This is a genomic window from Simplicispira sedimenti, assembly GCF_022760965.1.
GTDB lineage: Bacteria > Pseudomonadota > Gammaproteobacteria > Burkholderiales > Burkholderiaceae_C > Simplicispira > Simplicispira sedimenti.
The window spans coordinates 217,506-236,038 of record NZ_JAKVIJ010000002.1 but is presented as its reverse complement, the minus strand read 5'-3'; the positions used below and the strand labels follow the sequence as shown (position 1 = coordinate 236,038).

Here is an 18,533-nt window from a genome sequence, read left to right as displayed (position 1 = left end):
CACTGTGCAGCATGATTTTAGCGAGTAGCTCTCCCGTGGGTCTGTGGCTCGGGCTGGCAGCGGCAGCGGCCTATGCCGTGCCAGCGCTTGCGGCGGCATCGCTGCAGGCAGGCAGCGCGCGTGCAGCCTTGTGGCTGGCGTGGGTATTGCACGGCAGCGCATTGGCCTGGGCCATGCTGGAGCCCACCCCGCGTTTCGGTTTTGCGTCGGCGCTGTCCGTCACCGCGTGGCTGGTGCTCACGGTATATGCCATCGAACGCCAGTTGTTTCCCCAGCTGCAGGCGCGCTGGGCGCTGGCGGCACTGGGCAGCGTGGCCGTGCTGCTGGCACTGGTGTTTCCGGGCAGTGCGCTGCCCCTGTCAGCCACGGCCTGGCTGCCGTTGCACCTGGCACTGGGCATCTCGGCCTATGGTCTGCTGGCGGCCGCGGTGGTGCATGCGGCCTTGATGACGCGCGCCGAACGCCGCATCCGGCTGGCCGAAGACCCCCACAGCGGCATGCCTCTGCTCACCCTGGAGCGCCTGACGTTTCGCTTCGTCACTGCGGGTTTTGTGCTGCTGACCGCCACCCTGGCCGCTGGCATGCTGTTCAGCGAAGCACTGTACGGCCGCGCCTGGCGCTGGGATCACAAGGCCGTGTTCTCTGTGCTGTCCTGGCTGACTTTTGCGGCGCTGCTGATTGGTCGAAAACGCTTTGGCTGGCGCGGTCGCAGCGCCGTGCGCGTGCTGTATGCGGGTGCGCTGCTGCTGCTGCTGGCATATGTGGGATCGCGCTTTGCGCTGGAAGTAGTCCTGGGGCGCGCCGCATGAAGTACCTGGTACTGCTGGGTGTGCTGGCGCTGGCCTATGCCTTGTGGCGCCAGCAGAGGCGCAGCCCACCCCCCACACACAGAGCAAGTCCCCCGCCTCCAGCCGCCCCGCAGGATATGGTGGCCTGCGCCCATTGCGGTGTGCACCTGCCCCGCGACGAGGCGATCACCATCGATGCGCGCCACTATTGCTGCGCGGAGCACCAGCAACGCGATGCACGCTGAGCCCCAGCCCGCCATGGTGCCTCTCATGGCCCCAGGTGCCGAAGACGCCCCGTTTCTGCGGCTCTGGCATGGATTTCTGACCGGCCGGGTGATGGTGGCGCTGACGCTGCTGCTGTTCATGGCAACAGGCCTGGTGCTGAACCAGAACACCGAGTCCTGGATGGTGGCACTGTGCCTGGCTTATCTGGTGTCCTCGATCGCGGTGCGCGTCATGTCCCGGCGCCAGGCACCGCGCCCCCAGGCGGGCTTGCACTGGTTGCCCACCATCGGCGTGGATCTGGCGGTGGTTGCAGCCTTGCAGACATTGCACAGCGGCGGCATGAATTTCACGCCGCTGTTCGGAATGCCCATCCTGATGGCGGCAGTCCTGGGCACCCTGACCCTGGCGCTGGGCACCACGGCCGCGGCCACGCTGCTGCTGCTGGGCTGGGCGACCTGGATGAGCACCACCCCCGCCGGGGGCGACGCTGCACCACACTATCTCCAGGCGGCACTCACTGGAACAGGCTACTTCATCGTGGCCTTTCTCACGCACCAGCTGGCCACGCGCCTGGTGCGCGAGCAGCGCCTGGCCCACACCAACCGCATGGCGGCACAGGTGCAAGGACAGGTCAGCAGCCTGGTGATCAAGAACCTGAACGACGGCGTGCTCGTCGTGGACGAGGCGTTCACGGTGCGCATGGCCAACCCGGCCGCACTGGCACTTCTCGGCTGTGCCGCCCATATGCAACCGCCGTTCAGCCTCCTGGAGAACCGCTACTGGCACCCCCTGATGCTGCTGGCGCGCAGGTGCTTCCGCCAGGGACAATCGCAAGTGGCCGACGTCAACCTGCTGGCCGAGGGCCAGAGCCCCGTGGGCCTGCACGCGCAGACCTGGCTGACATCGAGCGACCAGGAACACCCCACCGCCGAAGAAGAGCGCCTGTGCGTGGTGTTTCTGCACGACCTGCGGGAGATGCAGGCCCGCCTGCGCACCGAGAAGCTGGCCGCCATGGGGCGCATGTCGGCTGCCGTGGCCCATGAAATCCGCAACCCGCTGGCCGCCATCGTGCAGGCCACCGCCCTCCTGGAGGAAGACCTCAAAGATCCGACGCATCAGCGCCTGACCCAGATGGTGCAGCAAAACGCCGACCGACTGGCGCGCATTGCCGAGGAGATTCTGGACATCGCACGCGTCAAGCACCAGATCAGCCACGCAAACTCATCCACCATTGCGCTGGACGGCACCGTAGCGCAGGTCTGGCATGACTGGCGCGACCAGGACCCCGCGCGACGGCGCGGTCAACTCCATCTGGGTGCGCAAGACATCCATGTGGAGTTCGATCCCGAGCACCTGCGGCGCGTGCTGTTCAACCTGCTGGACAACGCGCTGCGCTACATGGGCCCCGAGGAAGACTCCCTGCAATTGTCCACCCGCGTGACGGCCTCTGGCCGCGCCAGCGTGCAGGTCTGGAGCGATGGCGCGCCACTGGACCAGTCGATCGAGCGCCACCTGTTCGAACCCTTCTTCTCGTCCGAGAGCCGCTCCAGCGGGCTGGGCCTGTACATCTGCAGAGAGCTGTGCGAGCGCCATGGCGCCACCATCGATTACCAGCGGACAGGGCGCACCACCCAGCGTGGCGATATGCAGGGCAATGCCTTCACGGTAAGCTTCCGCAAGACCGGGCGGCTGAAGGAGCCTGCGTCGCTGTTTGACACCGTTGTTGTTTGATTCCCATGAACGCCCCTGCCGCATCCATTCTTGTGGTCGATGACGAGCCCGACCTGCGCACGCTCTACGAGCTGACCCTGCTGCGCGAGGGCTACCACGTGAGCACGGCAGCCACGCTGCAGGAAGCCCACGAGCAACTGCAGACCCAGCGCTTTGACGTGGTCATCACGGACATGCGCCTGCCCGACGGTTTTGGCATGGAGCTGCTGCACGCCTTGCGCGACCAGCAGCGCCCTGAGCGCTGCGTGGTGATGACAGCCTATGGCTCGGCAGAGAACGCTGTCGAGGCATTGCGCTCGGGCGCGTTCGACTACCTCACCAAGCCGGTCGATCTGAAGCAGTTCCGCTCCGTCGTGGCCTCTGCCGTGCAGGGGGGCGAGGGCGTGCCCGCACCGCGCAGCCAGCGAGCGACCGTGGCACGCAGCGAGGCCCTTGCGTGTGCTGCCGGCAGCAATCCGGCATTGGACCGCCTGGTAGGCGAATCCGAGGCCATGCGCACCGTCAAACAACGCGTGGCCAAGGTGGCCCGTGGCATGGCCCCCGTGCTCATCCGCGGCGAATCCGGCACCGGCAAGGAGCTGGTGGCGCGCGCCCTGCACGCCAGCAGCCAACGCGCTGCAGGGCCACTGGTGGCCGTCAATTGCGGCGCCATTCCGGAAAATTTGCTGGAAGCCGAGTTCTTTGGCGCCCGCAAGGGTTCATACACTGGCGCAACCGCCGACCGTGTGGGCTACTTCCAGGCAGCGCAGGGCGGCACCCTGTTCCTGGACGAGATTGGCGACCTGCCGCTGTCCATGCAATCCAAGCTGCTGCGCGCCATCCAGGAGCGCAGCGTGCGGCCGCTGGGCTCCACACAAGAGGAGACGGTGGACGTGCGCATCCTCAGCGCCACGCACCACGACCTGGCAGCCGCCGTGCAGGCCGGGCGTTTCCGGCAGGACTTGTACTATCGGCTCAACGTCATCGAAATCTTCATTCCCCCGCTGCGCGAGCGCAAGGAAGACCTGCCCGCGCTGTGCCAGGCCCTGTTGGAGCGCATTGCGCGCGAATCCCACAGCCCTGTGGCCAGGCTGACATCCACCGCCTTGGACGCCATTGCCAGCTACCCGTTGCCAGGCAACGTGCGTGAACTGGAAAACCTGCTGCACCGTGCGGTGGCCCTGAGCGAAGGTGACGAACTGCATGTCGAGCCCTTCACTTGCACCAGTGCCCCGGCAGACGCAGTGGCCTCTGCTGCATCCACGCCCCACAGCACGGCGGCCGCAGTCTCTGCACCCAACGGCAGCGACGCTGCCCATGCCCTTCCCTTACCCAAGGACTTGCAGGCCTGGCTGGACCAGCAGGAACGGGACATCCTGGTGCGCGCACTGCACGCCAACCATTTCAACCGCACGGCCACTGCGGCCCAGTTGGGCATCAGCCTGCGCCAGATCCGCTACCGCATTGCACGGTTGAACATCCAGGGCCCGCAGGACGATCTGCATGCCGACAGCGAGCACTGAGCCCAATACGCAGCCCTGGCAGGGTGGCTGGCACACTGGCGCCAAGGCCCTGTCTTCGCCCCATTGCGGCCCACGGCCCGAGGGCGCCCTGATCGATCTGATTGTGGTGCATTCCATCAGCCTGCCGCCCGGTGAGTATGGCGGGCGCGCCGTGCACGACCTGTTCGTGGGCCGCCTGGACTGGGATGCGCACCCCTACTTCCAAGGCATCCGAGGCCTGCAGGTATCGGCCCATTTCTTTATCACCCGTAAAGGCGCACTGTGGCAGTTTGTGGATTGCGACCAGCGCGCCTGGCACGCCGGGCGCTCCAGCTACCGAGGCCGTATGGAGTGCAACGACGACTCGGTCGGCATTGAGCTCGAAGGCCTGGAAGGCCTGCACTTCGAGCCTGCACAGTACACAGCCCTGGCGCAGCTTTGCAAGGACCTGGCACTGCGCTACCCCATTGCCCATGTGGCGGGCCACGAGCACATCGCCCCAGGCCGCAAGGCCGACCCGGGCGCTGGTTTTGACTGGCCCCGCCTGCAAGGCCTGCTCGGCTGGGCGCCCGAACGCTTCCCGGCCACCACGCTTAGTCCGTAACCTCCCCCACCCCTTGACCCCTGGCCTGCCACCGGCAAGCCAGGCACGGTGCTGCACGTTTTTCGGATCGCCGATACACTACATATAGTGTTTTGTTTCAAATAAAACATTACCTATGGTGTTTGATTGACTGCTATCAAAACACCATGCAGCGCAAGCAGCGCTGCCCTTTGTCCGTGTTTCGACCACCCTTTGGAGGACACCGTGCCCACCACCCAGCCCAGCCCCGCACCAGCACCCCACACGCTGCCCATGGCGACCCCGCCATCCCACGCCTTGCCCCCACCCGTTCCCGGGACGTCGAGCCTGGCCCACTACCAGATCATTCGCCGCAATGGTGCGGTGGTTCCTTTCGAGCCTCCCAAGATCGCTGTGGCCATGATGAAAGCCTTCCTGGCAGTGCACGGTACCCAAGGCGCCGTATCGGCCAGTGTGCGTGATGCGGTGGAGGCATTGACCCACACCGTGGTCCGCGCCCTGCTGCGCTCGCGCCCCCATGGCGGCACCTTCCACATCGAGGACGTGCAGGACCAGGTGGAACTGGGACTGATGCGCGGCGGCCACCACGAAGTGGCGCGTGCCTATGTGCTGTACCGCGAGCAACGGGCACAGGAGCGGCAGCGAACGGCACAGCCCCCTCAGGACGCCACGCCGGTGCTGCATGTGACCGATGGCTCCCAAAGGCGCGCGCTGGACGTGCACAGCCTGCGAGCGCTGGTGGAGTCGGCATGTACCGGCCTGGATGCGACGGTGCAGGCCGCGCCCATCGTGCAGGAAACGCTGCGCAATCTGTACGACGGCATTGCCGTGCAGGACGTGCACAAGGCCGCCATCCTGGCCGCACGCACCCTGATCGAGAAGGAGCCCGGCTACACCTATGCGACAGCACGCCTGCTGCTGCACTCCATCGTCCGGGAAGTTCTGGGACATGAGCAAACACATGCCGAGCTCACCCCCCACTATGGCGAGCAGTTTGTCGAGGGTCTGCGCAAGGGTGTAGAGCACCGCCTGTTGGACGAAAGGCTGCTGCAGTTCGATGTGCAGCGCCTGGGGGCCGCACTGGTGCCCTCGCGCGACCTGCAGTTCGACTACCTGGGGCTGCAAACCCTGTACGACCGCTACTTTCTGCACGTACAGCAACGGCGCTTTGAACTGCCCCAGGCCTTCTTCATGCGCGTGGCCATGGGACTGGCACTGAACGAGATCGACCGCGAGGCCCGCGCCATCGAGTTCTATGAGCTGCTGTCGTCGTTTGACTTCATGTCGAGCACGCCCACGCTGTTCAACAGCGGTACGCCGCGCTCGCAACTGTCGAGCTGCTATCTCACCACCGTACCCGACACGCTCGACGGCATCTACGAATCGCTCAAGGAGAACGCCCTGCTGTCCAAGTACGCAGGTGGTCTGGGCAACGACTGGACGCGCGTGCGCGCACTGGGCAGCCATATCCAGGGAACCAACGGCCAGTCCCAGGGCGTGGTGCCTTTCCTCAAGGTCGTCAACGACACCGCCGTGGCCGTGAACCAAGGCGGCAAACGCAAGGGCGCGGTGTGCGCCTACCTGGAGACCTGGCACCTGGACATCGAAGAGTTCCTGGAGCTGCGCAAAAACACGGGCGATGACAGGCGCCGCACGCACGACATGAACACGGCCCACTGGATTCCGGATCTGTTCATGAAACGTGTGCTGGAAAACGGCCCCTGGACCCTGTTTTCGCCTGCCGACGTGCCCGACCTGCACGAGCGCTATGGCACCGATTTTGAGGCGGCCTATCTGGCCTACGAAGACAAGGCGCAGCGCGGCGACATTCACCCCACCAAGACCGTGCAGGCCACGGACCTGTGGCGCAAGATGCTGACCATGCTGTTCGAAACAGGCCATCCATGGATCACATTCAAGGACGCCTGCAACGTGCGCTCGCCTCAGCAACACGCAGGGGTGGTGCACTCGTCCAACCTGTGCACGGAAATCACCCTCAACACCAGCGACCAAGAAACCGCTGTGTGCAACCTGGGCTCCATCAACCTGGCACGCCACATCAAGGACGGCGGCATAGACCATGACAAGCTGCGGCGCACGGTGGGCACGGCCATGCGCATGCTCGACAACGTGATCGACATCAACTACTACGCCGTGAAGAAAGCACGCGATGCCAACCTGCGCCACCGCCCGGTGGGGCTGGGCCTGATGGGGTTTCAGGATGCGCTGTACGCACTGCGCATCCCCTACGCCAGCGAGGCGGCGGTGGTTTTCGCAGACCATTCCACGGAGGCGCTGTGCTACTACGCCTACTGGGCATCATCCGACCTGGCAGCAGAGCGCGGGCGCTATTCCAGCTACCAAGGCTCCCTGTGGGACCAGGGGATCCTCCCGCTCGACAGCATCGACCTGCTCGCACGCGAACGTGGCGGCCATGTGGAAGTGGACCGCAGCACCACACTGAACTGGGATGCACTGCGCCAAAAGATCAGGCATGACGGCATGCGCAACTCCAACTGTGTGGCGATTGCACCGACCGCCACCATCTCCAACATCGTGGGCGTGGATGCGTCCATCGAACCCTGCTTCGGCAACCTGTCGGTGAAATCCAACCTGTCGGGCGAGTTCACCGTGGTCAACCAAGCGCTGGTGAGCGAGCTCAAGGCACTGGGTTTGTGGGACGAGGTGATGCTCATGGACCTCAAGCATTTCAATGGTTCCTTGCTGCCGATCGACCGCGTTCCGCAGGAGATCAAGGGGCTCTATGCAACGGCCTTCGAGATCGATCCAAGCTGGTTGGTGGAAGCCGCCGCGCGGCGCCAGAAATGGATCGATCAGGCTCAGAGCCTGAACATCTACATGGCCGGCGCCTCCGGCAAGAAGCTCGATGCGCTGTACCGACTGGCGTGGCTGCGTGGGCTCAAGACCACCTACTACCTGCGCACGCAGAGTGCCAGCCATGTGGAGATGAGCACCGTGAACAAGCGACAGCTCAACGCCGTCTCCACCGATATGGATGCGCAGGCCCTGACGGCCAGTGCATCTTCCACGAGCACGGGCCATGGCGACCTGCCTGCCAGTGATGTGCGCATGTGCGCCATCGACGATCCCTCCTGCGAAGCCTGTCAGTGATCGCACACACGCAAGACGCGATCTCTGCATCGCCTTGCGTGTGTTTTGACGCAACAAATCCGCGCAGCGCAACGCAAGCGTGCTTTTCTTTTTGCAGCGCTGCTTCCATAATTCACGCACTGGAAAAACCATGTTGACCTGGGACGAAGAAGTCACCTCCGCATTGGCAAAAACCGCATACGCTGGTCTGCAACAACACCGCGTGGTGGACACGCCACCGCCTCCATCCGCCACTGCAGCACAAACCGACCGCACCGCTGCAAGCACCGTGGCCCCTGCCCGCACCGCTCCCGAATCCAGAGCATCGGGCACACACCGCATCCAGGCCGCCGACAAGCGCATCATCAACGGCAAGACCGATGTCAACCAGTTGGTGCCCTTCAAGTACCAGTGGGCCTGGGAGAAGTACCTCGCCACTTGCGCCAATCACTGGATGCCGCAAGAGGTCAACATGTCGCGCGATATCGCGCTGTGGAAGAACCCCCAGGGCCTGACCGAAGATGAGCGGCGCATCGTCAAGCGCAACCTCGGTTTCTTCGTCACAGCAGACTCGCTGGCGGCCAACAACATCGTGCTCGGCACCTACCGCCACATCACAGCTCCGGAGTGCCGCCAGTTCCTGTTGCGCCAGGCCTTCGAAGAAGCCATCCACACGCATGCCTATCAGTACATCGTCGAGTCTCTGGGGCTGGACGAGGGCGAGATCTTCAATGCCTACCATGAGGTCCCGTCCATCCGCGACAAGGACGAATTCCTGGTGCCGTTCATCGACACCATCATGGACCCGGCCTTCCACACCGGCACACCCGACAACGACCAGAAGCTGCTCAAGAGCCTGATCGTCTTTGCCTGCCTGATGGAAGGGCTGTTCTTCTACGTCGGCTTCACCCAGATCCTCGCCCTGGGCCGTCAGAACAAGATGACCGGGGCCGCCGAGCAGTACCAATACATCCTGCGCGACGAGTCCATGCACTGCAACTTCGGCATCGATCTGATCAACCAGATCAAGCTGGAGAACCCACACCTGTGGACAGCGCATTTCAAGGAAGAGATCAAGGCCTTGTTCGCGCAGGCCGTCGATCTGGAATACCGATACGCCGAGGACACCATGCCCCGGGGCGTGCTCGGCATGAACGCATCGATGTTCAAAGGCTACCTGCGTTACATCGCCAATCGCCGTGCCCAGCAGATCGGACTGGAGGCACTCTTCCCCCACGAGGAAAACCCGTTCCCGTGGATGAGCGAAATGATCGACCTGAAGAAGGAACGCAACTTCTTCGAAACCCGCGTGATCGAGTACCAATCGGGCGGCGCACTCTCCTGGGATTGACACAGCGCCATGCCACAACACACCACGCCCCGCACACCACGGCCCACCCCAGGCCGTACTGCGGAGCGTTACTGCATTCATGGAGATGGGAGGGTCCCCAACGCCATGGATCGCTTCGGGTCTTGCGCAGACCTGAAGTGCTCTCAATCCAATGACCCAAGGAGAAAATGATGGCAACTGCGAAGAAACCGGCCGCCAAGAAGGCCGCCGCCCCTGCGAAGAAAGCTGCACCGGCCAAGAAGGCTGCTGCCCCAGCGAAGAAGGCCGCTGCACCCGCCAAGAAGGCCGCTGCTCCTGCGAAGAAGGCCGCTGCACCCGCCAAGAAGGCTGCCCCTCCTGCGAAGAAGGCCGCTGCTCCCGCCAAGAAAGCTGCCGCTCCTGCGAAGAAGGCTGCTGCTCCTGCGAAGAAGGCCGCTGCTCCTGCGAAGAAGGCCGCTGCTCCTGCGAAGAAGGCTGCCGCTCCTGCGAAGAAGGCCGCTGCTCCTGCGAAGAAGGCTGCCGCTCCTGCGAAGAAGGCTGCTGCTCCTGCAAAGAAGGCCGCTGCACCCGCCAAGAAGGCCGCTGCTCCTGCGAAGAAAGCCGCTGCTCCTGCGAAGAAGGCTGCACACGCCAAGAAGGCCGCTGCTCCTGCAAAGAAGGCCGCAGCTCCTGCAAAGAAGGCCGCAGCCCCTGCGAAGAAAGCCGCACCCGCCAAGAAGGCCGCTGCAGAAAAGCCTGCAGCCCCTGCCGCACAGACCACGCTCAATCCCCAGGCGGCCTGGCCCTTCCCTACGGGCGCAAAGCCCTGAGATTCAGGGCCCCTGGCCCTGTCTCCAACCCGGTGCCCAGCACCGGGTTTTTTTATGGCAAATCAGGCGGCCACAATCGCTGGATCAAAGTCCAGCACGTAGTTTTGCGGCCCGCGGGCGGCAATCTTGAGCGCCCCCATCCGATTGCCCAGCTCGGCGCAGCGCGCCAAGGGCCAGCCACGCTCCAGTCCAAACAACAGGGCGCCTCGCCATGCATCGCCACAACCCGTGGGATCCACCACAGCCGCAGGAGCCACGGGAGCAACCAGGGTGCATTGCCCCCGCTCCCAGACCTCACAGCCCTTGCCGCCCAGGGTCACAACCAAGCCCTGCACCTTGCGAGACAAGCCGGCCAGATCCAGGCCGGTGCGCTCACACAGCATCTTGCCCTCGTAATCATTGACAGTGACCCAAGTGGCCTGCTCCACGAAGCGCAGCAGCTCGTCCCCAGAGAACATGGGCAGCCCCTGTCCCGGATCGAACACGAATGGAATGCCGGCCGCATGCATCTGCTGCGCGTGCTGCAGCATGGCGTCACGCCCGTCGGGCGCAATGATCCCGAGGCGAATGCCCTGCGCGTTCCCGGCGCCGATGGTTTGTGTGTGGGCCTGCATCATGGCGCCAGGATGAAAGGCCGTGATCTGGTTGTTGTCACGGTCGGTCATGATCATGGCCTGGGCGGTGTAGGTGTCCTGCACCTGCCCCACGCAACGGGTGGTGATGCCCAGCGCCTGCAAGCGCTGCAGGTAGGACTCGCCGTCGCTGCCCAGCATGGCCATGGGCACCGCCTCTCCGCCCAGCAAGCGCAGGCTGTAGGCGATGTTCCCCGCACAGCCCCCGAAATCGCGGCGCAGCGCAGGCACCAGGAACGACACATTGAGGATGTGCAACTGGTCGGGCAGGATCTGTTCGGCAAACCGCCCCTCAAAGCCCATGATGGTGTCAAAGGCCAGCGAGCCACAAATCAGAACAGCCATAGTCTCTTTCGTTGTTTGCGCCACCCCAGTGGCGACCTGGAAATCAGGGATAAAAAGCCACCACCCGGTAGCCTGTGATGCGGACCCCTGTGGCGCTGAGCACCAGGGTGCGCGAAACACTCCATTCACCATGGGCCGCCAATTCCTGCGGTGCGTTCCAATGCGCTGGCAAGAGCACACGGCGCAGCACCGGCTGGTCTGCGGCATCCGTCAGGGTCAGCTCCACGGCAGGCATCGCTACCGCGATGGCCGAACGGTTCTTGAGCACGAGCGAAAACTGGTATTCGTCACCGCGCAGTTTCTGAAACGAGGAACTGTCCACTTCGACCGCAGCAATGTCACGCCGCGGCGCCAACACGCAGCCCCACTGGTTGCACAAGGCCTCCAAGCCCGGCCGCAGCGCAGGCACACGCGCTGCCAGATCATCCCGCTCCCGCACCGCCACCTGCGCAGCGAGCAAGGCCACGGACACCAGAAGCACCACGGACAACGCTGCCCTCACCCAGGGTTTGCGCCAGAAGGCCTTGCGCCGGGCCGCGCGCATGAACGACAACTCTTGCACCCCTGGTTCGGCAGCATCGGCGTCGTGGTCGAGGCCCTCTGGCCGGGAATCTTCCGCCGTGGCCTGCTCCACAGCCATCGGGGACGGCGCAGGGATTTCGGTTGGCACCGCAGCGCGGGCGTCGGGGTCCGGCACCTTGGTTAGTGGTGGCTCCTGTGTGGCGCCCTTCTTGGGCTCGGTGGGTGGCACCACCGTTTCTTCGGCCTCAGCCACGGGCAAAGAGGGGGGGCGCGGCGTCGAGCGCAAAGGCGCGAAGGCCCGGTCTGAGGCCTTGGGCAACAACTCCAGTGGCGGCACCTCCGGCAGCGGCGCAAATGCCGCTTGCGCCCCATCGGAGCCCGTGTCTGGCACTGGCAATTCATACCCCGCCGAGGATGGGGCAGGCAATTCGATGGAGGGCCACTCGATCACGCCGCCATCCTCTTCTGCCCGAGGCTGCATGACAGGCGCGGCCGCCTGGGACTGCGCGGCAGGCACTTCCTGGGGTGGACGTGTGGACGCGCCGACGGCGAGCAGCGAAGGCAACACCTCTGCTGCACCAACAGGCTGCGCCCCTTCCACCAAAAAAGCAGGCACCACCGGCTCGGGCACATGCAAAACCGAGGGAACGGGTGGCGGCGCGGCTGGAGGCGGTGGCGACTGCACCGGAGGCTCGATGGCGACCACGGCAGCCGCCAGATCGCTGGGCGCAGTGGTGGAAGCCGATGCCGGGCGCTCCGGCCGAGAAGCAGCTTCCGCCACGCGAGCGGGCGCTGACTCCGGGGCACCCCAGAGCCGCTCTACAGGCTCCGCGCGCCGCACGGGCGCAGGCGGCGGGCGCAGGCGATCGAGCGCCATGTCTGGCAGCAAGGGAGCAGGAGCGGTCGCCTGCAGATGGGCCGAGGCATCGAACACCTGCTGGCAGCTTCCACAGCGCACCCACCCGTCCGAGATGCGCAACTGGTCTGCCACCACCTTGAACAGGGTTCCACAGGATGGGCAGCGGGTGGTCTGGCTCATGGGCTGTGGATTGTAGGGCCGGCTCACCGCCTTCGGCACTGTGGCGCGTCAGCGCCGGGCCGTCATCAGGATCCAGCCGTCTTCCTGGTCGGCCACCGTGAGCTGAACCCAGGGGGCGTAGGCCTGCATCAATTCGTCGGCCTGCCGCTCCAGAATGCCCGCCAGCACCAGGTGCCCGCCTTCGGCCACATGGCTGCACAGCAGCGGCGCCAGCACGCGCAGGGGCGTGGCAAGAATATTGGCCAGCACGGTCTGGTAGCTGCCCTGGGCGAGTTCGGGCAAGCCCGTACGCAACTGCACGCCATTGGCCTGCGCATTGAGTGCCGCAGACTCCACGGCCGCCGGGTCGATGTCCACCGCATCGATGTCCGTGGCGCCGAACTTGGCCGCACCAATGGCCAGAATGCCCGAGCCGCAGCCATAGTCCAGCACCCGGCCCAATACGGCCGGGCTGCCTTGGCGCGCGATCCAGCGCAGACACATGCGCGTGGTGGGATGCGTACCGGTGCCGAACGCCAAGCCAGGGTCCAGACGAATCACCCACTGCGCCTGCGCGGGCGGCTCGTGCCAGGTGGGCACGATCCAGAAATCGGGCGTGATGTCCACCGGCGCAAACTGTGACTGCGTCAGTCGCACCCAGTCCTGGTCCTGCAGCGGCGCCAGCGCCACCACGGTACAGCCTTCAAAAAAATCCTGCACCGCCAACAGCGCCTGTGCTTCGAGCGCCGCCTCCTCGGTGGCAAACAAGGCAACCACCTTGCTGCGCTGCCAACCTGCCTGGGGCGGCGGCATGCCGGGCTCGCCAAAGAGCGCCTGTTCGGCGTCGGTCTGCGCGTCGGCATCTTCGACCGACACGCTGAGCGCCTCCAGCGCTTCCAACGCCTCGCTCAAGGTTTCCACCCGGTCTTGCGGGCACAGCAGGCTCAGTTCATGCATGTTCAGGTTTCCCGCAAATGGCACCCGGCATGGGCACCTGCTTCACTCAGCGCTGGCGCTGGGACAGCCACTCTTCCAGGTAGTGGATGTTGGTGCCGCCTTCCATGAACTTGGCGTCCACCATCAGTTCGCGGTGCAAGGGCACGTTGGTGTTGATGCCTTCGATCACGGTCTCGGACAGGGCTGTGCGCATGCGGGCCAACGCCTGCTCGCGCGTGTCGCCGTGCACGATGAGCTTGCCGATCATCGAGTCGTAGTTGGGCGGCACAAAATAGTTGGTGTAGGCGTGGGAGTCCACGCGCACGCCCGGCCCACCCGGCGCATGCCACATCGTGATCCGCCCGGGGGAAGGTGTGAACTTGTACGGATCCTCGGCGTTGATCCGGCATTCGATCGCGTGGCCACGGATCTCGATCTGGCGCTGGGTGAAGGGCAGCTTCTCGCCCGCAGCCACCATGATCTGCGTCTTGACAATGTCCACCCCGGTGATCCATTCGGTCACCGGATGCTCCACCTGCACGCGGGTGTTCATTTCTATGAAGTAGAACTCACCGTTCTCGTAGAGAAACTCGAACGTGCCCGCGCCCCGATAGCCGATCTTCTTGCAGGCAGCGACGCAGCGGTCGCCAATGCGATCGATCATTCGACGCGGAATACCGGGAGCAGGCGCCTCCTCGATCACCTTCTGGTGGCGCCGCTGCATGGAGCAGTCGCGCTCGCCCAGGTACACGGCGTTGCGGTGCTTGTCGGCCAGGATCTGGATCTCGATGTGGCGCGGGTTCTGGAGGAATTTCTCCATATAGACCGCCGGATTGCCAAACGCGGCACCCGCTTCGGCCTTGGTCATCTGTACCGCGTTGATGAGTGCCGCCTCGGTGTGCACCACGCGCATGCCGCGCCCGCCACCGCCACCTGCGGCCTTGATGATGACGGGATAGCCAATGGCCTTGGCGATGCGCTTGATCTGCACCGGATCGTCAGGCAGTTCGCCATCCGATCCCGGCACACAGGGTACGCCTGCCTTGATCATGGCCTGCTTGGCCGACACCTTGTCGCCCATGATGCGGATCGACTCCGGCGTGGGGCCGATGAACTGAAAGCCGCTGCGCTCCACGCGCTCGGCAAAGTCGGCGTTTTCCGACAGGAAGCCATAGCCGGGGTGAATGGCCTCGGCGTCGGTCACCTCGGCCGCCGAGATGATGGCCGGCATGTTGAGGTAGGACAGCGGCGAGGGCGCAGGGCCTATGCAGACGGCCTCCTCGGCCAGCTTGACGTACTTGGCGTCACGGTCGGCCTCGGAATAAACCATCACCGCCTTGATGCCCAGTTCATGGCAGGCACGCTGGATACGGAGGGCGATTTCGCCGCGATTGGCGACCAGAATCTTTTTAAACATGTTGTTTGTCCACCATGCGACGTGATGAATGCGAATGCGGCGCCTGCAATTGAAGCGCCCCGCACAAGGGCCAGCAGCACTCCCATGTTCGGGCGTCGGCGGTATCTCCCCTCCCGGAGGCGGCAGCCCCGCGAGACATGGGAGAAGCTGCACAGCCGCTCACGGGCTTGCTCCCCATCACTCGATCACGAACAGGGGTTGACCGTACTCCACTGCCTGGCCGTTCTCACCCAAAATGCGCGTGACCGTGCCGCTCTTGTCGGCCTCGATCTCGTTGAGAATCTTCATGGCCTCGATGATGCAGAGCGTCTCGCCTTCCTTGACCTGGCTACCCACCTCGACGAAGGGCTTGGCACCAGGGCTGGAAGAACGGTAGAACGTTCCCACCATGGGCGACTTGACCACATGGCCCTTGACCTCGGCCACCGCCGGAGCGGGCAACTCAGCCACCGGAGCCGCAGCGGGCTGCGCTGGGGCGGCGGCTGCGGGCGCAGGGGCGGCTGCGGGGACATACTGCTGGACCACGGTGGGGCCGCTCTTGACGATGCGAACCTTGCCCTCGGCCTCGGTGATTTCCAGTTCGGAGACGTTGGACTCCGAGACCAGGTCGATCAGGGTCTTGAGTTTTCGCAGATCCATGTGAGCTTCCTCAGCAAAACTGAACAGGGCGCGAATGTACCCCAATTCACGTCATCTTTGGCCTACGATCGACTTTTTAATTCAATAGCCGCCAACTACAGGCCACAGGCCACAGGCCAGCAGCCATCAGCCCAGGCGCAGCCAGGCGCGCAGGTCACCGTCGGTCACCTGTCCCATTTTACGATGCAAGATGCGCCCATCTGCACCGAACAGTACCGAAAACGGCAGGCCGCCATGCAGATTCCCCAGAGAACGCGCCAGCTCTATGCCACCCTGCCCCGCCATGGCCACAGGGAATGTCACCGGCGAGCGCTCCAGGAATCCTTTGACGGATGCAAGCTGATCGACCGCAATTCCAAGCACCTTCCAGTTTTTTGACGCATTTTCACGGTAAAAACCATCCAGCAAGGGCAGCTCTGCAATGCAGGGAGGGCACCAGGTCGCCCAGAAGTTCACCAACAGCGGATTGCCGCGCAGCGACTGCACGGACAGGGTCTCGCCCACGGGTGTTTCAAAGCTGCGATCCCAAAAAGCACTGCCCGCGTCCTGTTCTGCTGCCGTGGGGCGACCACGCCACCAGGCCCAGCCGCCCCCGGCGGCGGCTGACGCCACACCCACGCCTGCCAGCAGCGCCCATTGCCGGCGCGACAGCAGTGGAACCTCCCCTGCCGCCGCCTTCATCTCGGCCTGGGCCGGGTCTTGCGCTTCTTCCGTCATACGCTGATTCACGTTTCGTTCTCCAACAAGCGGCGCACCGCCTGCACATCACCCCGTGGCGGGCGGCCCTTGCGGTCCAGACGCAGCGCACCGCGCAGATCGTCCAGGTCGTACACCAACAGGTGCACTCCGACCACCAACCCCAGCGACCGCTGCGGGCAGGCCACACTGAGGACGTCCACCGTCTGGCCATGCAAACCCGGCACCGAGCCAGGTTCGTAGTTCACGCCCTGGTTGATCAGGGCAATCTCTGCCGATTTCGGATCATCGCAGAACAACTGCAGGTAAATGTCCGACAGCCGCGTGGCCGTGCCGTGCCACACGGCTCCGCCAAGGTGGGGTCGAAAAGCGGCCAAGCGCTCCATCCACTCCAGCGCCAGCGCACGCAGGGCACGCAACTCGGTCGGCTGGGTGTCTGCGCAATAGAGGGCAATGTGCTCGCGCACCGCGTCCTCGACCACATCGTTGTCCGGCAAAGGGCTGCGCGCCGGCAGGCCCAGCAGCTTGACCGCCCGCCGCTTGGCGGGACCATACTCCAGCCCCTCCTCCACCACCATGCGGGCGGCGGCCTGGGCAATTTCAGCGTCAAGGGGCAAGGAGGTCATAGCAAGCGCATTGTGACGGCTGCGCGGTCCGGACCGGGCGATCTCCCCGCGCAGCCCAGGGCCGCCCCGGTTGTTCAGGCAAAAAAATGCTATTATTTTTATAGCTATTTGCGCAATTAGAATGCGCCTTGAATGCCAATTTCATTCAAAGAATTCATCCATGCACATCCATATCCTGGGCATTTGCGGAACCTTCATGGGCGGGCTGGCCGCACTGGCGCGCGCGGCGGGCCACCGCGTCACGGGCTGCGACGCAGGCGTTTACCCTCCCATGAGCGACCAACTGCGCGCACTGGGCATCGACCTGATCGAGGGCTACAGCGCCGACCAGCTGGCGCTGCAGCCTGACCTGTACGTCATCGGCAACGTGGTGAGCCGTGCGCGCCTGGCCGACGGCAGCCCCAAGTTCCCCCTGATGGAAGCCATTCTGGACAGTGGCGCCGCCTATACCAGCGGCCCCCAGTGGCTCAGCGAGCATATCCTGCAGGGGCGCCATGTGCTGGCCGTGGCGGGCACGCATGGGAAAACCACCACGACCTCGATGCTGGCCTGGATCCTGGAGTGCGCGGGTCAGGAGCCAGGCTTTCTGGTGGGTGGGGTGCCACTGAACTTCGGCGTTTCGGCCAGGCTGGGCGCCGCCCGGCGGCCCCAGCCCGGCGCTGGTCCCAAGGGCGAGGCACCGCTGTTCGTGATCGAAGCCGATGAATACGACACCGCTTTCTTCGACAAGCGCAGCAAGTTTGTGCACTACCGGCCACGCACCGCCGTGCTGAACAACCTGGAATTCGACCACGCCGACATTTTTGACGACCTGGCCGCCATCGAGCGCCAGTTCCACCACCTGGTGCGGACCGTACCGCCCTCGGGCTGCGTGGTGGCCAACGGCCTGGAGGAAAGCCTGACCCGCGTGCTGCACCAGGGCTGCTGGAGCCCGGTGCTGACTTTTGGCGCGGCAGTGAGCGACTTCACCGCACAGGGGGAGCCGCACGACTTTGCCGTGCTGCAACATGGCCGCAAGGTCGCGCAGGTGCAATGGGCACTGGGCGGCGTGCACAACCAGCTCAACGCGCTGGCCGCCATCGCGGCAGCCCACCATGTGGGTGTGGCACCGCAGGATGCAGCCCAGGCCCTGGCCCGCTTTGAGAACGTGCGCCGCCGCATGGAGCGGCGCGGCATGGTACGCGGCATCACTGTGTACGACGACTTTGCCCACCACCCCACGGCCATGCGCACCACACTGGACGGCTTGCGGCGGCAGGTGGGAAGCAGCGCGCGAATCCTGGCCGTGTTCGAGCCACGCAGCAACACCATGAAGCTGGGCACCATGAAAGCGCAGTTGCCCTGGGCACTGGAGAGCGCCGATCTGGCGTTCTGCCACACCGCTGGGCTGGACTGGGATGCCGCCGCAGCGCTGGCACCCCTGGGCACCGGCCCCGGTGGCCGCGCACAAACGGCCCCCAATGTGGAGCACCTGGTGGCCCAGGTGGTGCAGGCCGCACAAGCGGGCGATCACATCGTCTGCATGAGCAACGGCGCCTTTGGCGGCGTGCACGAGCGCTTGCTGCAAGCGCTGGGCAAAGCCCACTGATGCGGCCCGCGCCGCTTTAGCTATTATTTTTGTAGCGCTTTGCGCCCTATTGAAGG

General features: G+C 64.7%; 16 protein-coding genes. 9 read left to right on the top strand and 7 right to left on the bottom strand.

From position 1 onward, the window contains the following. Positions 1–11: 11 nt before the first annotated feature. The 8 genes from MJ602_RS03600 to MJ602_RS03565 all read left to right on the top strand — a co-directional run bounded on the left by MJ602_RS03600 (position 12) and on the right by MJ602_RS03565 (position 10,058). Complete coding sequence (locus MJ602_RS03600) at positions 12–809, top strand: cytochrome C assembly family protein (RefSeq protein ID WP_243019430.1); 798 nt, start codon at positions 12–14, stop codon at positions 807–809. Next, entirely contained in the window at positions 806–1,033 is a 228-nt protein-coding gene (locus tag MJ602_RS03595; protein WP_243019429.1) for a PP0621 family protein, read from the top strand. Before MJ602_RS03600 ends, MJ602_RS03595 begins: the two co-directional genes overlap by 4 nt. Before the next feature lie 25 nt (positions 1,034–1,058). Then, on the top strand, positions 1,059–2,744 hold the full coding sequence (locus MJ602_RS03590) for a sensor histidine kinase (protein WP_243019428.1): 1,686 nt from the start codon (positions 1,059–1,061) through the stop codon (positions 2,742–2,744). A gap of 5 nt (positions 2,745–2,749) precedes the next feature. Beyond that, a complete protein-coding gene (locus MJ602_RS03585) occupies positions 2,750–4,246 on the top strand; it encodes a sigma-54-dependent transcriptional regulator (RefSeq protein WP_243019427.1) in 1,497 nt (498 codons plus the stop codon). Further along, positions 4,227–4,829, top strand: a complete 603-nt coding sequence (ampD, locus tag MJ602_RS03580) for a 1,6-anhydro-N-acetylmuramyl-L-alanine amidase AmpD (protein WP_243019426.1) — start codon at positions 4,227–4,229, stop codon at positions 4,827–4,829. Before MJ602_RS03585 ends, ampD begins: the two co-directional genes overlap by 20 nt. Positions 4,830–5,081: 252 nt before the next feature. After that, positions 5,082–7,940: a ribonucleoside-diphosphate reductase subunit alpha gene (locus tag MJ602_RS03575; protein WP_243019544.1), complete on the top strand. Its 2,859-nt coding sequence runs from the start codon at positions 5,082–5,084 to the stop codon at positions 7,938–7,940. 130 nt (positions 7,941–8,070) lie between these two features. Next, positions 8,071–9,270, top strand: coding sequence for a ribonucleotide-diphosphate reductase subunit beta (locus MJ602_RS03570; protein ID WP_162017178.1), 1,200 nt, complete (start codon positions 8,071–8,073; stop codon positions 9,268–9,270). Between the two features lie 170 nt (positions 9,271–9,440). After that, the gene (locus tag MJ602_RS03565) at positions 9,441–10,058 is read left to right on the top strand and encodes a histone (protein WP_243019425.1); all 618 of its coding nucleotides are present in this window, start codon (positions 9,441–9,443) and stop codon (positions 10,056–10,058) included. Positions 10,059–10,120: 62 nt separating this feature from the next. Here the strand turns inward: MJ602_RS03565 and MJ602_RS03560 are convergent, their stop codons facing one another. The 7 genes from MJ602_RS03560 to MJ602_RS03530 all read right to left on the bottom strand — a co-directional run bounded on the left by MJ602_RS03560 (position 10,121) and on the right by MJ602_RS03530 (position 16,889). Then, positions 10,121–11,035, bottom strand: a complete 915-nt coding sequence (locus tag MJ602_RS03560) for a carbohydrate kinase family protein (protein WP_162017180.1) — start codon at positions 11,033–11,035, stop codon at positions 10,121–10,123. 43 nt (positions 11,036–11,078) lie between these two features. Then, positions 11,079–12,596, bottom strand: a complete 1,518-nt coding sequence (locus tag MJ602_RS03555; protein WP_243019424.1) for a zinc-ribbon and DUF3426 domain-containing protein — start codon at positions 12,594–12,596, stop codon at positions 11,079–11,081. 48 nt (positions 12,597–12,644) lie between these two features. Continuing rightward, positions 12,645–13,532, bottom strand: coding sequence for a 50S ribosomal protein L11 methyltransferase (gene prmA, locus MJ602_RS03550; RefSeq protein WP_243019423.1), 888 nt, complete (start codon positions 13,530–13,532; stop codon positions 12,645–12,647). Between the two features lie 46 nt (positions 13,533–13,578). After that, positions 13,579–14,928: an acetyl-CoA carboxylase biotin carboxylase subunit gene (accC, locus tag MJ602_RS03545; RefSeq protein WP_162017182.1), complete on the bottom strand. Its 1,350-nt coding sequence runs from the start codon at positions 14,926–14,928 to the stop codon at positions 13,579–13,581. A 177-nt stretch (positions 14,929–15,105) separates the two neighbouring features. Then, positions 15,106–15,567, bottom strand: a complete 462-nt coding sequence (gene accB / locus MJ602_RS03540) for an acetyl-CoA carboxylase biotin carboxyl carrier protein (RefSeq protein WP_162017183.1) — start codon at positions 15,565–15,567, stop codon at positions 15,106–15,108. A 126-nt stretch (positions 15,568–15,693) separates the two neighbouring features. Continuing rightward, the gene (locus MJ602_RS03535) at positions 15,694–16,296 is read right to left on the bottom strand and encodes a TlpA family protein disulfide reductase (protein ID WP_242455394.1); all 603 of its coding nucleotides are present in this window, start codon (positions 16,294–16,296) and stop codon (positions 15,694–15,696) included. Then, the gene (locus MJ602_RS03530) at positions 16,293–16,889 is read right to left on the bottom strand and encodes a hypothetical protein (protein WP_243019422.1); all 597 of its coding nucleotides are present in this window, start codon (positions 16,887–16,889) and stop codon (positions 16,293–16,295) included. Before MJ602_RS03530 ends, MJ602_RS03535 begins: the two co-directional genes overlap by 4 nt. Before the next feature lie 160 nt (positions 16,890–17,049). Between MJ602_RS03530 and mpl the strand changes: the two genes are divergently transcribed. Then, positions 17,050–18,477, top strand: coding sequence for a UDP-N-acetylmuramate:L-alanyl-gamma-D-glutamyl-meso-diaminopimelate ligase (gene mpl / locus MJ602_RS03525; RefSeq protein ID WP_243019421.1), 1,428 nt, complete (start codon positions 17,050–17,052; stop codon positions 18,475–18,477). Positions 18,478–18,533: the final 56 nt, after the last annotated feature.